Source organism: Kocuria sp. U4B (assembly GCF_054875615.1).
On sequence record NZ_CM142180.1, the window covers coordinates 1,650,302 to 1,663,445 of the forward strand.

12 protein-coding genes are annotated in these 13,144 nt (G+C 73.4%); 2 read left to right on the forward strand and 10 right to left on the reverse strand.

The annotated features are described in order from the left end of the window. Positions 1-29 precede the first annotated feature (29 nt). Entirely contained in the window at positions 30-374 is a 345-nt protein-coding gene (locus ACYSMR_RS07875; protein WP_251332737.1) for a metallopeptidase family protein, read from the forward strand. Between the two features lie 9 nt (positions 375-383). Here ACYSMR_RS07875 and ACYSMR_RS07880 read toward each other — a convergent pair whose 3' ends face one another. Next, positions 384-1,469, reverse strand: coding sequence for a universal stress protein (locus tag ACYSMR_RS07880; RefSeq protein ID WP_461747864.1), 1,086 nt, complete (start codon positions 1,467-1,469; stop codon positions 384-386). 179 nt (positions 1,470-1,648) lie between these two features. On the opposite strand from ACYSMR_RS07880, the gene ACYSMR_RS07885 reads away from it, so the two are divergent. After that, on the forward strand, positions 1,649-3,010 hold the full coding sequence (locus ACYSMR_RS07885; protein ID WP_251332739.1) for a D-arabinono-1,4-lactone oxidase: 1,362 nt from the start codon (positions 1,649-1,651) through the stop codon (positions 3,008-3,010). A 67-nt stretch (positions 3,011-3,077) separates the two neighbouring features. Here the strand turns inward: ACYSMR_RS07885 and ACYSMR_RS07890 are convergent, their stop codons facing one another. From ACYSMR_RS07890 to ACYSMR_RS07930, 9 genes are all read right to left on the reverse strand, one after another. Further along, entirely contained in the window at positions 3,078-4,547 is a 1,470-nt protein-coding gene (locus tag ACYSMR_RS07890; RefSeq protein ID WP_375142380.1) for an FAD-dependent oxidoreductase, read from the reverse strand. 60 nt (positions 4,548-4,607) lie between these two features. Then, positions 4,608-5,555 (reverse strand): ABC transporter permease, encoded by a 948-nt coding sequence (locus ACYSMR_RS07895; RefSeq protein WP_461747865.1) that lies wholly within the window; start codon positions 5,553-5,555, stop codon positions 4,608-4,610. Next, positions 5,545-6,354, reverse strand: a complete 810-nt coding sequence (locus ACYSMR_RS07900) for an ABC transporter ATP-binding protein (RefSeq protein WP_251332742.1) — start codon at positions 6,352-6,354, stop codon at positions 5,545-5,547. The genes ACYSMR_RS07895 and ACYSMR_RS07900 overlap by 11 nt, the downstream gene beginning before the upstream one ends. After that, the gene (locus ACYSMR_RS07905; protein ID WP_461747866.1) at positions 6,351-7,436 is read right to left on the reverse strand and encodes an ABC transporter substrate-binding protein; all 1,086 of its coding nucleotides are present in this window, start codon (positions 7,434-7,436) and stop codon (positions 6,351-6,353) included. The genes ACYSMR_RS07900 and ACYSMR_RS07905 overlap by 4 nt, the downstream gene beginning before the upstream one ends. Then, complete coding sequence (locus ACYSMR_RS07910) at positions 7,429-8,820, reverse strand: sulfate adenylyltransferase subunit 1 (RefSeq protein WP_251332744.1); 1,392 nt, start codon at positions 8,818-8,820, stop codon at positions 7,429-7,431. Before ACYSMR_RS07910 ends, ACYSMR_RS07905 begins: the two co-directional genes overlap by 8 nt. Positions 8,821-8,822: 2 nt before the next feature. Beyond that, complete coding sequence (cysD, locus tag ACYSMR_RS07915; protein ID WP_251332745.1) at positions 8,823-9,728, reverse strand: sulfate adenylyltransferase subunit CysD; 906 nt, start codon at positions 9,726-9,728, stop codon at positions 8,823-8,825. Between the two features lie 44 nt (positions 9,729-9,772). Continuing rightward, the gene (locus ACYSMR_RS07920) at positions 9,773-10,534 is read right to left on the reverse strand and encodes a phosphoadenylyl-sulfate reductase (RefSeq protein WP_461747867.1); all 762 of its coding nucleotides are present in this window, start codon (positions 10,532-10,534) and stop codon (positions 9,773-9,775) included. Next, the gene (locus ACYSMR_RS07925) at positions 10,531-12,225 is read right to left on the reverse strand and encodes a nitrite/sulfite reductase (RefSeq protein ID WP_251332747.1); all 1,695 of its coding nucleotides are present in this window, start codon (positions 12,223-12,225) and stop codon (positions 10,531-10,533) included. The genes ACYSMR_RS07920 and ACYSMR_RS07925 overlap by 4 nt, the downstream gene beginning before the upstream one ends. A gap of 158 nt (positions 12,226-12,383) precedes the next feature. Further along, positions 12,384-12,863 carry a YflT domain-containing protein gene (locus ACYSMR_RS07930; protein ID WP_251332748.1) on the reverse strand — a complete coding sequence of 160 codons (480 nt, stop codon included), beginning with the start codon at positions 12,861-12,863 and terminating at the stop codon, positions 12,384-12,386. Positions 12,864-13,144: the final 281 nt, after the last annotated feature.

Here is a 13,144-nt window from a genome sequence, read left to right on the forward strand (position 1 = left end):
GGTGGGGTAGGAATGGGAGGGTGATCGAGATGACGCACGCAGAGTTCGACGACGCCGTCGACGACGCGATCGACCTCATCCCGGACGAGCTGTTCCGGGCGATGGACAACGTGGCGATCCTCGTCGAGGAGGAGCCGCCCGCCCACTGCCCGGGGCTGCTCGGCCTCTACGAGGGCGTGCCCCTGACCGCGCGGGACGGCGGCTGGGGCGCCGGCTCCCTGCCGGACCGCATCTACGTCTACCGCGGGCCGCTGCAGCGGATGTGCGCGGACCGGGAGGAGCTCGTGGAGGAGATCACGGTGACCGTCATCCACGAGGTCGCCCACCACTTCGGCATCGACGACGACCGCCTGCACGAGCTGGGCTGGGGCTGAGCCACGCCCTCAGACGTCCCAGGGGCGCACGTCGTCCCGGTCGAAGTCCTTGCGGGTCTCGATCCGCTCGTCGTAGCGGTCCGGGACGATCAGCACGGGACCGGCCGCGTTGTGCAGCACGCCCTGGGACGTGGAGCCCAGGAGCATGCCCGCGAAGCCGCCCCGCCCGCGCGTGCCGAGCACGACCAGCCGGTTCCGGCGCGTCTGCTCCACCAGCACCTGCACCGGGGAGCCGTCGGCGAGCTCCGAGCCGATCTCGAGGTCGGGGAACCAGCTCTGCAGCCACGCCACCCCGCCCCGGAGGGCTCGGGCGACGTCGTCGAACATCAGCTCGAAGTCCACCGCCGTGGGCATCCAGGCCAGGGCCCCGCTCACGGGCGGCAGCGCGCACACCACGGTCAGCGGGACGCCGAGCAGCTGCGCCTCCTCCGCGGCGTGGAGCATGGCCGTGCGGGCCTGGGTGGAGCCGTCGGAGCCGACGACCACGCCCTCGACGAGCGCCTGCGTGCTCGTGAGCTGCTCCTCGCCCAGGTGCTCCGCAGCCCACGGGAGGGGGACCACCCCGGTGGGGCACTGGGCGTGGGCGGGCACGGCCGTCGAGACGGTGCCGAGCAGCCGGCCCAGCAGGCCGCCGCGGCCCCGGGAGCCGAGGACCATCAGCTCGGCCGTGTGGCTGAGCTCCAGCAGGGCGCTGGACGGGTCGCCCGTCTCGACCGTGGCCCGCAGCTCGACCCCCGTGGCCCGGACCTGGTCCGCGGCGTGGTTGAGCAGCTCCTCGACCCCCTGGACCAGCGCGTCCTCGTCGACGGTCGCGTAGCCGGTGTCGAACCCGGAGCCGGAGAAGACGGGCACGCTGTAGGCGGTGACCATGCGGACGGGCCGGCTGCGGCGCCGGCCCTCCCGGGCGGCCCAGCGCAGGGCCCCGAGGCTCTGGTCGGACCCGTCCACGCCCACGACGATCTCCCCCGTGGCGTCCAGGGAGCGGCTCTGCCCGCCGCCGGACGGCACGCGCCGGCGCACCGCCTCCGCGCCCAGCGTGGGCTCGCTGCCCTCCGCGGGGCCCTCTTCACGGTCCGGTGACGGTCGGTCGGTCATGGCGGTCCTCCTGTGCGCGGGGCCCGGGCCCGGCCCGCGGGGGAGCCGGTCCCGGGCTTCGCCTTCGATGGTACGCGCGCGCGCCTCCCGCGCGCCCTCGTGCGGCGCGGGCGCGCGGAACGGAGTGAGAAGATGGGGGCGCACAGCGCATCCGACGCCGAGGAAGGACGGTCCCGCCGATGAGCGAGATCCCGTTGTCCGACACCCTGCCCGGGGAGACCGGGACGAGGGAATGGGCCACCTGGGGCAGGACCCACTCGGTCGTGCCCCGGCACGTGCTCCTGCCGTCCTCGGTCGCCCAGCTGGCGGAGGGCGTCGCCGCCGCCGCGCGCCGCGGCCTGGGCGTGCGCGCCGTCGGCTCCGGCTGCAGCTTCTCGGCCCTGCCGCTGGCCCCGGACGTCATGGTCGACCTCAGCGGCCTCGCCGGGCTGGTCAGCGTGGACACGACCCGGCACCGGGTCACCGCGCTGGCGGGCACCACGATCGGCGAGCTCAGCCGGGCCCTGGACGACTACGGGCTGGCCGTGAGCAACCTGCCGGACAGCAGCTGGCAGACGCTCGCCGGGGCCGTCTCGACGGGCACCCACGGCACGGGCCTGGCCTTCGGGTCCCTGTCCGAGCAGGTGGTGGCCCTGACGCTGGTCACCCCGGAGGGCGAGCTCCTGGAGTGCTGCGCCGAGCAGCGCCCCGAGGTCTTCCAGGCCGCGCGGGTGGGCCTGGGCGTCCTCGGGGTGGTCGTCGGCGTGACCCTGCAGTGCGAGCCGGCGTTCCGGCTGCACGCGGCGGAGTTCCGGGAGCCGCTCGGGCAGCTCGTGGACACCCTCGGGGAGCGGATGGCCGGGGCCGACCACTTCGAGTTCTTCTGGATGCCCGGCACCTCCACGGCGCAGACCCGCATCCTCTCCCGGCTGCACAAGCTCCCCGACTCCTACACCCGCCCCGGCTCGCCCGTGGCCCGCACCGTGCGCCGGATCGACGACGCCCTGCTGCGCAACACCCTCACCACCGGGCTCAACCAGCTCGCCACGGTCCTGCCGCGCTCCACCCCGGGGGTCAACCGGCTGGACGCGTTCACCAACAGCCCGCGGGCCTACAGCGACCTCTCCCACCGGGTGTTCACCGTGCCGCGGCGGGTGCGGTTCGTCTCTGCCGAGTACGCGCTGCCGGTGGAGGACCTGCCCGTGGCGTTCCGGGAGCTGCAGACGCTCATCGAGCGCCGCGGCTACGCGTTCTCCCTGCCCGTGGACGTGCGCTGCTCCGCCGCCGAGCAGGCGCACCTGTCCCCCGCCCACGGCCGGGACACCGGCTGGATCGCGCTGCGGCAGTACTGGCGCCGCTACGAGCCCAAGGCCTTCGCCGCGGCCGAGGAGATCTTCGTGGCCCACGGCGGACGCCCGCACTGGGGCACCGTGCACACCCGGGACGCCGCGTACCTGCGCTCGGTGTACCCGCGGTTCCAGGACTTCCTCGACGTCCGCGCGGCGCTCGACCCGGACGGGGTGTTCCTCAACGACCACACCCGGGAGCTGCTGGGGCTGTGAGCCCCGGTGCCGCCTCCTCCGTCCCGGACGGCGCCGCGCCGCGGGACGGAGGAGGGGGTGGTGCGGATCAGGCGTGCGTGCCGACCGGCTCCGCGACGCCCTCGCGGGAGACGCTCACCATCTCCTCGCGCTCGACGACCTTGACGCGCTCGCGCGGGTTGCCCTCGGCGTCGTGCGAGGACTGGCCGAGCGCCTGCTCGTACTCGTCGAGGGCCAGCCAGCCCTCCCACGTGGTGTACTCGACGCCGCGTGCCTCGAGCACGTCGTTGACGGACTGCGGGTCCGGGTGGCTCAGCGGCGGCAGCAGCGGCCGGTCCTCGAGCAGGTGGTTGACCGTCTCGAGGGCGTCGGACTTGGTGGCGCCGATCAGCCCGACCGGGCCGCGCTTGATCCAGCCGGTGGCGTAGAGCCCGTGCAGCACGGTGCCGTCCTCGGCGAGCACGCGGCCCTCCGCGTTCGGGATCACGCCGCGGGCCTCGTCGAACGGCAGCTCGGGCAGGCGGGAGCCGTGGTAGCCGACCGCGTGGTAGACGGCCTGCACCGGGTAGTCGACGTACTCGCCGGTCCCGGACACGGAGCCGTCGCCGTTGAGGCGGGTGCGCTCCATGCGCAGCCCCACGACCTTGCCGTCCTCGCCGAGGACCTCGCGGGGGCTCTGCAGGAAGTGCAGGTGCAGGCGCCGGGAGGCGGTCTTCGGGCTGTCGTCGGCCCGCCACTTCTCGAGGGTCTTGACCATGACCTTGATCTGGTTGTTCTCGGCCATGGCCTGCTCGGAGCCCTCGTCGTACTGGAAGTCCTCGTCGTAGACGACGATGTCGACGTCCCGCGACTTGGCGAGCTCGCGCAGCTCCAGGGGGGTGAACTTCACCTGGGCGGGGCCGCGGCGGCCGAAGATGTGCACGTCCGTGACGGGGGACGCCTTCAGGCCCTGGTAGACGTTGCCGGGGATCTCCGTGACGAGCATGTCGTCGGCGTGCTTGGAGAGCACGCGGGCGACGTCGAGGGCCACGTTGCCGTTGCCGACGACCGCGACCTCCCGGGCCTCGAGCGGCCAGGTGCGCGGGAAGTCGGGGTGGCCGTCGTACCAGGCGACGAACTCGGCGGCGCCGTGGACGCCCTCGAGCTCGATGCCGGGGATGTTCAGCGGGGCGTCGTAGACGGCGCCGGTGGCGAAGATCACCGCGTCGTAGTGGGCGCCGAAGTCGGCCAGCATCAGGTCCTTGCCGTACTCGACGTTGCCGAAGAAGCGGATGTCGCCGCGGCCCAGGATCGAGCGCAGGGCGGTGATGATGCCCTTGATGCGGGGGTGGTCGGGGGCCACGCCGTAGCGGATGAGCCCGAAGGGGGTCGGGTAGCGGTCGAACAGGTCGATGCTGACCTCGAGCTCGCCGCTCTTGACGGGCTCGGACTTGGTCAGCATGTCGGCGGCGTAGATGCCGGCGGGGCCGGCGCCGATCACGGCGACGCGGAGGGGTCGGGTGGTGGTGTCAGCCACGGGATTCCTTTCGAGTGCACGCGCGGTGTGCTCCGCGCGCATCATGGACCGGTTCCAACGTTAGTGAGGTTGTCGCAGGATTCCCCTGCGGAGAGACGCAGCTCACGCCCGGGGGCCGAGCAGCCCCCGCCCGCGCAGCAGCCGGCGCTCGACGGGGTTGAAGAACAGCAGCTCCACGAGGATGCCGACGGCGAGGATCGCGATGACCGCGGCCATCACCACGGCCATGTTGGAGACCGTCCGCCCCTGTTCGAGCAGCGAGCCCAGGCCGAAGCCGATGGAGCCGCCGACGGCGATGAGCTCGGCGCCCATCAGCGAGCGCCACGAGAACGCCCAGCCCTGCTTGAGCCCGGCCACGTAGCCGGGCAGGGCGGCGGGCAGCACGATCCGGCTGGCCATGGTCCAGCCGGACGCCCCGAGCACGTGCCCGGCGCGGCGCAGCTGGGGCGGGATCTGGTCCACGCCCGCGAGCATCCCGTTGACGATCGACGGGACGGCGCCCATGAGCACCACGAAGTACACGGTGGCGTCGGAGAGGCCGAACCAGATGATCGCGGCGGGCACCCACGCGACGGACGGCAGCACCTGCAGCCCGGAGATGAGGGGCCCGACGGCGTTGCGCAGCCCCTGCCGCTGCGCCACGAGCAGGCCCAGCGGGGTGGCGACGGCGACGGCGATCAGGAAGCCGCTGAGCCCCCGCCACAGGCTGGTGCCGAGCGCGCCGAGCACGGTGCCGTCCGCGAGGAGGGCGCCGAACTGGCGGGCGACGTCGAGCGGGCCGGGTACCACGTCGGGGCGGGGGCCGAGCAGGGCGACGAGCAGCTGCCACAGCAGCAGGGCGAACAGCAGGGCGACGACGGGCGGCGCGACCTTGGCGCGCAGCATCTCCCCGACCGGGGCGCGGCGGGTGCGCTCGGTCTGCAGGGCGTCGAGGCCGGCCAGCTCGTCGGCCGGGGCGTGCGGGCGGGCGTCGGCCCGCGCCGTGGGGGCCGGGGCGCGGTCGGCGCGGGCACCGGTCACGGCGGGCAGGGCGGCGGTCTCAGGCGGCATGGCGGCTGATCTCCTCCCGGAGTCGTCCGGTGATGGTGCGGGTCAGCTCGCCGAGGGTCTCGTCGAGCGACTGGGCGTTGCCCTCGAAGCCGTAGGCGTCGGGGTCCTTCCAGGGGCGGGTGTCCCACTCCTGGACGATCCGCCCGGGCCGGGAGGACATGAGCAGCACGCGCTCCCCCAGCCGGACGGCCTCGCCCACGTTGTGCGTGATGAACACGATCGTGCGCCCGGTGGCGCGCCAGATCCGCAGCAGCTCCTCGTGCAGCAGGTCCCGCGTGATGGCGTCCAGCGCGGAGAACGGCTCGTCCATCAGCAGCACCTCCCGCTCCTGGGCCAGCGCCCGGGCCAGGGCCACGCGCTGGCGCATGCCGCCCGAGAGCTCGTGGGGGCGCTTGTGCTCGGCGTGGGGCAGCCGGACGAGCTCGAGCAGCTCCCCGGCGCGCCCGGCGCGCTCGGCGCGGGGCACCCCGCGCAGCTCGAGGGCGAGTTCGACGTTGCGGCGGGCCGTGAGCCAGGGGAACAGCGCGGCGTCCTGGAACATCAGCGCCGCGCCCTCCTCGGGCACGGCCACGGACCCGTCCGTCGGCTCCTCCAGGCCCGCCACGATGTTGAGCAGCGTGGACTTGCCGCACCCGGAGGCCCCGAGCAGCGCCACGAACTGGCCGCGCTCGACGCTGAGGTCCACGTCCTCCAGCACGGGCCCGTCGCCCGCGGCGAAGGTCTTGGTCAGGTTCTCGATCCGGATCGCGGGTCCGGGGGCGGCCGTGCGCGCGGGCACGGGCGTCGCCGTCGTGCTCATCGGTCCTCCTCGGCGCGGACGCGGTCCAGGAGGGTGGTGTCCACCAGGCCCTCCACGGACGCGTCCTGGGTGGTGCCGGCGTGCACCGCGTGCTCGAGCAGCGCCGGGTAGGTGTCGGGCAGGGGGTCGACGGTCCACTCGATCGCGTCGAGCGCGCCCACGAGCGTGGCCTGCGGCAGCGGATCGGTGCGCGCGGCCTCGAGGCCGCTATTGAGCACCTCGGCGACCCCCGCTGGGTCGTCCTCGTGGGCGTGCAGCCAGTCCACGGACTCGTCGAGGCCGGCGATGAGCTTCTCCACGGTCTGCGGGTGCTCGGCCAGGAAGTCCTGGCGCACCACGAGCACCGTGGTGGGGTAGCGGCCGCCGGGCCACAGGTCGCGCTCGTCGACGAGGACCTTCGCGCCGCCCTCCTGGACCAGGCGCGTGGCCCAGGGCTGCGGCAGCCAGCCGCCGTCGAGCCGGCCCTGCCGGATCGTCTGGAAGGCCTGCCCGTTGGCCATGGGGGCGATGGCCACGGCGTCGTCCCCCTGCCCGTCCACCGCGTAGCCGTGCTCCTGCAGCCACACGCGCAGCGCCACGTCCTGGGTGCCGCCGAAGTCGGGGGTCGCGAAGGTGCGGCCCGCGAGGTCGTCGGAGCCCCGGACGTCGTCGGTCACGACGAACTGGGCGCCGCCGGAGGCCGCGCCCGCCACGACGGTGAGGGACTCGCCGCGGGACTGGACGTAGGAGTTGATCGCGGGGTTGGGGCCCACGAACGCGGCGTCGAGCTCCCCGGCGTTCATGGCCTCGACGGCCGTGGGGCCGCTGCCGAAGACCTGCGTGGACAGCTCCGTGTCCCCGAGCTCCTGGGCGAAGAGCCCGTTCTGCACCCCCACCAGGGCCGGGCCGTGGGTGAGGTTGCCGAAGTAGCCGAGGCGCAGCCGCTCGGCGTCGGACGTCTCGACCGCGGTGCGCTCCCACGCCGCGAGCGTCCCGTTGGCCCGCAGCGCGGTGGCGACGACCGTGAGCACGGCCAGCACCGCGAGGGCCCCCAGGACGAGCGGCCAGCCTCCCGGTCGACGACGCCGCGCCACCTCAGGCATCCCGGGCGAGACCCGCCCCGAGCGTGTTGCCGGTGGCCGGGTCGACGATCAGGAAGGCGCCGGTGCGCCGCAGCCGGTCGTAGGGGTCCACGGGCAGCGGGGAGGCCAGGCGGAGCCGGACGCGGCCGATGTCGTTGAGCTCCAGGGCCGTGGCGTCCTGCAGCACGAGCTCGTCGAGGTCCAGCCGGCCCTCGAGCTCCTGGACCATGGCCTGGACCGTGGCCGTGCCGTGCTTGACGAGCACCCGGGCCCGCGGCTGCAGGGGGCGCTCGCCCAGCCACGCCACGGAGGCCGTGAGGTCCTGCGTCGGGCGGGGCAGCTCCTGGTCGACGCCCGCGAGCAGGTCGCCCCGGGCGATGTCGATGTCGTCGGCGAGGCGCAGGGTCACGGACAGCGGGGCCGCCGCCTCCTCCAGCTGCACGCCGGGCAGGGGCTCCCCGGGGCCGGGGGCGGTGCCCGCGACGTCGATGCCGGTCACCGTGGTGCGCCGGCCCGAGGGCAGGACCACGACCTCGTCGCCGACCGCGACGGTGCCGGAGGCGATCTGACCCGCGTAGCCGCGGTAGTCGCGCAGCGCCTCGGCGTCGGCCCCGGGGGCGGTCCCGCCCTGGGGGCGGATCACGTACTGGACGGGGAGGCGGAACGGGCGGGCGGCGCCGCGGCCGGACTCGTCCACGGTGGGCAGCTCCTCGAGCACCCGCAGCAGCGGGCGGCCCGTGTACCACGGGGTCCGCTCGGAGCGCTCCACGACGTTGTCGCCCTCGAGGGCCGAGACCGGCACCACGTGCAGGTCCTCGATCCCGAGCCGGGCGGCGACGTCGGTCGCGTCGGCGGCGACCCGGTCGAACACCTCCTGGGACCAGTCCACGAGGTCGATCTTGTTCACGGCGACCACGACGTGCGGCACGCGCAGCAGGGCCACGACGGCGAGGTGCCGGCGGGTCTGCTCGACCACGCCGTGGCGGGCGTCCACGAGCAGCACGACGGCGTCGGCGGTCGAGGCGCCCGTGACCGTGTTCTTCGTGTACTGGACGTGCCCGGGGCAGTCGGCCAGCACGAAGGAGCGGCGGTCGGTGGTGAAGTAGCGGTAGGCGACGTCGATGGTGATGCCCTGCTCGCGCTCGGCGCGCAGCCCGTCCGTGAGCAGGGCCAGGTCGATCCGGCCGGTGCCGCCGCCGAAGCCGCGCTCGGCGGAGGTGCGGCCCACGGCCTCGAGCTGGTCGGCCAGGATCGCCTTGGCGTCGTGGAGCAGCCGGCCCACCAGGGTGGACTTGCCGTCGTCGACGGAGCCGGCGGTCGCGAAGCGGAACAGCGACCCGGGGTCGATGGTGGGGGCGTGCTCGGGCGCGGAGCCGTGCGAGCTCACGGTGCTGGGGGAAGTCATCTCTAGAAGTACCCGTCCTTCTTGCGGTCCTCCATGGCGGCCTCGGAGATCCGGTCGTCCGCGCGGGTGGCCCCGCGCTCGGTCAGTGTGGACACGGCCACCTCGGCCACGACGTCGGAGACCGAGCGGGCCTCCGAGAGCACGGCGCCGGTGCAGGACATGTCGCCCACGGTGCGGTAGCGCACCGTGCGCAGCTCGACGTCCTCGGCCTCGGTGGGCAGCGAGAACTCGCCCACGGCCATCCACATCCCGTCCCGGCGGAAGACCTCCCGCGGGTGGGCGTAGTAGATGGGCGGCAGCTCGATGTTCTCGCGCTCGATGTAGCGCCAGATGTCCAGCTCGGTCCAGTTGCTGATGGGGAACGCCCGCACGTGCTGGCCGGCGGTGTGCCGGCCGTTGTAGAGGTTCCACAGCTCGGGGCGCTGGTTGCGGGGGTCCCACTGGCCGAACTCGTCGCGCAGGGACAGGATCCGCTCCTTGGCGCGGGCCTTGTCCTCGTCGCGGCGCCCGCCGCCGAACACGGCGTCGAACCTGTGCTCGGCGATCGCGTCGAGCAGGGGCACGGTCTGCAGGGGGTTGCGGGTGCCGTCGGCGCGCTCGAGCAGCCGGCCGTCGTCGATGTAGTCCTGCACGGAGGCCACGACCAGGCGCACGCCCAGCCGCTCGACCGTGCGGTCCCGGAAGTCGAGGACCTCGGGGAAGTTGTGCCCGGTGTCCACGTGCAGCACGGGGAACGGGATCCGCCCCGGCCAGAAGGCCTTCGCCGCGAGGTGGAGCATGACCACCGAGTCCTTGCCGCCGGAGAAGAGCATGGCCGGGCGGTCGAACTCGGCGACGACCTCGCGGATGATGTGGATGGACTCGGCCTCCAGCGCGTCGAGGCTGCTGTGCGTCGTGGTCGTGGTCATGGTCCCGTCCGTCGTGGTGCTCGGCGTCGTGGTCGCTGGTGCGCTCACAGGTGGATCCCGCACTCGATCTTGTTCTTCCCCGCCCAGCGGCCGGCGCGGGGGTCCTCGCCCGGGGCGACCGGACGGGTGCAGGGCGCGCAGCCGATGGAGAGGTAGCCCTCGGACATCAGCGGGTTCACGGGCAGGCCGTGGCTCTCCGAGTACTCCAGGAGCTCGTCGAGGGTCCACCGCACCATGGGGTTGACCTTGATGAGCTTGTGGGTCTCGTCGAACGTCACCATCGGGGCGTTGGTGCGGGTCCAGGACTCGTCGCGGCGCACGCCGGTGAACCAGACCTCGTAGCCCTCCAGGGACTTCTTCAGCGGGTCCATCTTGCGGATCGCGCAGCACCGGGTGGGGTCGGTCGCGAAGAGGTCCTTGCCGATCTGCGCGTCCTGCTCGGCGACGGTCAGCTCGGGGAGGACGTCGACGACGTTGATGTCCAGCACGTGGGCCACGGCGTCGCGGGTGCCCAGCGTCTCCGGGAAGTGGTAGCCGGTCTCGAGGAACAGGACGTCCACGCCGGGCAGCTGCTCGGCCACGAGGGCGGGCAGCACGGCGTCGGCCATCGAGCACGCGACCGCGACCTTGCGCAGGTCGAAGTTCTCGGCGACCCAGCGGATGGCCTCGGCCGGGGAGGCCTCGCCCTCGGCGGGCACGCGCCCCTCGGCGTCGAGCTCGGCGTGCAGGTGGGCGGCGCCGGCCGCGGCCAGCGCACGCAGCTGCTGCTCGTCGCGCAGCGTGGTGGTGGTGGTGGTGGTGGTCATACGAGTTCACTCTCCTCGACCCGAAGGGTCCACTCGGCGAAGGTCTCGTTGTCGGCGCGCTGGTCCAGGAAGCGGCGGACCAGTCGTTCCACGTAGTCGGGCAGTTCGTCCGCGTAGACCTTCAGCCCGCGTACGGTGCGCCCCAGTCCGGCCTCGGCGCGGTCGTCCGCCGCGAGCCCGCCGCCCAGGTGGACCTGGAAGCCGGGCTTCTGGCCGCCGTCGTCGGTGGGCAGCAGCTGGCCCTTGAGCCCGATGTCCGCGGTCTGGATCCGGGCGCACGAGTTGGGGCAGCCGTTGACGTGCAGGGCCAGCGGGTGCGGCAGCTCCACGTCGGCCAGACGGCGCTCCAGCTCGTCGATCGTCTCGGAGGCCGTGTGCTTGGTCTCCACGATCGCCAGCTTGCAGAACTCGATGCCGGTGCAGGCCACCGTCGAGCGGCGGAACGCGGAGGGCCGCGCCTGCAGGTCCAGGGCGTCGAGGTCGGCGACGACGGCCTCGACGTCGCCCTCCTCGATGTCGAGGAGCACGAGCTTCTGGTGCGGGGTGGTGCGCAACCGGTCGGAGCCGTACTTCTCCATAACGTCGGCGAGCTCCAGAAGCTTCCGCCCGGAGACGCGGCCCACGCGCGGGGCCACGCCGATGTAGTACCGGCCGTCCTTCTGCCGGTGCACGCCGATGTGGTCGCCCGGGGTGGCGGCCTTCTCGGGCGCGGGCCCGTCCGCGAGCTCGTAGCCCAGGTACTCGTCCTGCAGCACCTGGCGGAACTTCTCGGGGCCCCAGTCGGCCATCAGGAACTTCAGGCGCGCGCGGTTGCGCAGGCGCCGGTAGCCGTAGTCGCGGAAGATGCTGGTGACCCCGGCCCACACCTCGGGGGCCTGCTCCTCGGTCACGAAGGCCCCGAGGCGCTCGCCGAGGCGCGGCACCACGGACAGGGCGCCGCCGACCCACAGGTCGTAGCCCGGGCCCAGCTCGGGGTGGACCACGCCGACGAGCGAGATGTCGTTGATCTCGTGGACGACGTCGAGGGAGGGGTGGCCGGTGATCGCCGTCTTGAACTTGCGCGGCAGGTTGGAGAACTCCGGGGAGCCGATGTAGGTGGACTTGATCCGCTCGATCACCGGGGTGGGGTCGATGATCTCGTCCTCGGCGATGCCGGCGAGGGGGGAGCCCAGGAGCACGCGCGGCACGTCGCCGCAGGCCTCGATGGTGTCCAGGCCCGAGTCCTCGAGCCGCCGCCAGATCTCGGGGACGTCCTTGACGTCGATCCAGTGGTACTGGATGTTCTGCCGGTCGGTGATGTCGGCCGTGTCCCGGGCGAACTCGGAGGAGATCTGCCCCAGCACCCGCAGCTGCTCGCGGGTCAGGGCCCCGCCGTCGAGCCGGACGCGCATCATGAAGTACTCGTCCTCGATCTCGGCGTCGGACAGGGACCCCGTCTTCCCGCCGTCCACGCCCGGCTTGCGCTGGGTGTAGAGACCCCACCAGCGGAACCGGCCGTGCAGGTCGTTCGGGTCGATCGAGGCGAAGCCCTCCTTCGAGTAGACCTCCTCGATGCGGGCGCGCACGTTGAGCCCGTCGTCGGCCTGCTTGAAGACCTCGTTGGGGTTGAGGGGCTCGCGGCCGTCGACCTTCCACTGCCCCTCGGGCTTGGGCTTCCGGGCAGCGCGGGGCGCACGGGTCGTCTGAGTCATGCCCTCGATTGTTCGCCGCCGCCTCCGGTCCGTCACCTCGGCCGTCATGAAACGCCACATTGCGTCGCCGACGATTAACACACTTGACACAGCCCCCGGAACATGAGATGACCCCCGGGCCCGCTCCTCGCGGAGGGAGGCCGGGGCCGGGAACGGGATCAGGCGGTGGGGCGGGCGCCGCCGAGCTTCGCGGCGGCCTCGTCGATGTACTCGGCCTCCACGAGGACGTCGTAGGCCTCGGCCTCGAAGCCCTGGACGCTGCGGAAGTCGCGGCGCCCGCCGGTCGCGGCGTGGCCGACCAGGCCGAACAGCAGGCCCCAGAAGGCGCCGAGCAGCACGCCCCACAGGACCACGGCGAACCAGCTGCCCACGGTGAAGATGCCGAGCAGCAGGCCGACGAACAGGCCCAGCCACGCGCCGGAGGCGGCTCCGTAGAGCGCGGCCCGGCCGTTGGTCAGCCGGCCGGTGACCTGCTCGACAGAGCGCAGACCGGTGCCGACCACGCGGACGTGCTCGACGGGGAACTGGGCGTCGGAGAGGCTGTCGACGATGCGCTGCGCCTCGTCGTAGGTGGGCACGGTCCTGAGGACGCGGTAGTTGCCCGACGTGGTGGGAGGGATCCGGGAGGGCTGGGACATGGGATTCGTCACTCCTGTTCGAGAGCTCGGGGCCGCGCGGGCGCGCTCCGGACGCGTCGTCGCCCGTCGTGGTGCACAGCACAACGCGCCGCGCCCGCGGCCTGTTCCGGCCGGGAACGACCTCCCGGGCCCCTCCCGGAGCGCCCGGGGCGCCGTTAGGCTCGTCCCCAAGGCCCGCGCCCCAGCCCCGCGCGTCCCGGTCCCGCACCCGCGGTGAGCGCCTGCCGGCACGCCGCCACCGCCGTAGACTCCCCTCGGCCCACCTCGTGCCGAGCCCTCGT

What these genes read in the sequence shown, in the direction of transcription:
- ACYSMR_RS07880 (WP_461747864.1), bottom strand. Translation starts at nt 1,469, where the DNA reads ATGACCGACCGACCGTCACCGGACCGTGAAGAGGGCCCCGCGGAGGGC.
- ACYSMR_RS07925 (WP_251332747.1), bottom strand. Translation starts at nt 12,225, where the DNA reads ATGACTCAGACGACCCGTGCGCCCCGCGCTGCCCGGAAGCCCAAGCCC.
- ACYSMR_RS07905 (WP_461747866.1), bottom strand. Translation starts at nt 7,436, where the DNA reads ATGCCTGAGGTGGCGCGGCGTCGTCGACCGGGAGGCTGGCCGCTCGTC.
- cysD (WP_251332745.1), bottom strand. Translation starts at nt 9,728, where the DNA reads ATGACCACGACCACGACGCACAGCAGCCTCGACGCGCTGGAGGCCGAG.
- ACYSMR_RS07920 (WP_461747867.1), bottom strand. Translation starts at nt 10,534, where the DNA reads ATGACCACCACCACCACCACCACCACGCTGCGCGACGAGCAGCAGCTG.
- ACYSMR_RS07895 (WP_461747865.1), bottom strand. Translation starts at nt 5,555, where the DNA reads ATGCCGCCTGAGACCGCCGCCCTGCCCGCCGTGACCGGTGCCCGCGCC.
- ACYSMR_RS07930 (WP_251332748.1), bottom strand. Translation starts at nt 12,863, where the DNA reads ATGTCCCAGCCCTCCCGGATCCCTCCCACCACGTCGGGCAACTACCGC.
- ACYSMR_RS07875 (WP_251332737.1), top strand. Translation starts at nt 30, where the DNA reads ATGACGCACGCAGAGTTCGACGACGCCGTCGACGACGCGATCGACCTC.
- ACYSMR_RS07900 (WP_251332742.1), bottom strand. Translation starts at nt 6,354, where the DNA reads ATGAGCACGACGGCGACGCCCGTGCCCGCGCGCACGGCCGCCCCCGGA.
- ACYSMR_RS07885 (WP_251332739.1), top strand. Translation starts at nt 1,649, where the DNA reads ATGAGCGAGATCCCGTTGTCCGACACCCTGCCCGGGGAGACCGGGACG.
- ACYSMR_RS07910 (WP_251332744.1), bottom strand. Translation starts at nt 8,820, where the DNA reads ATGACTTCCCCCAGCACCGTGAGCTCGCACGGCTCCGCGCCCGAGCAC.
- ACYSMR_RS07890 (WP_375142380.1), bottom strand. Translation starts at nt 4,547, where the DNA reads ATGCGCGCGGAGCACACCGCGCGTGCACTCGAAAGGAATCCCGTGGCT.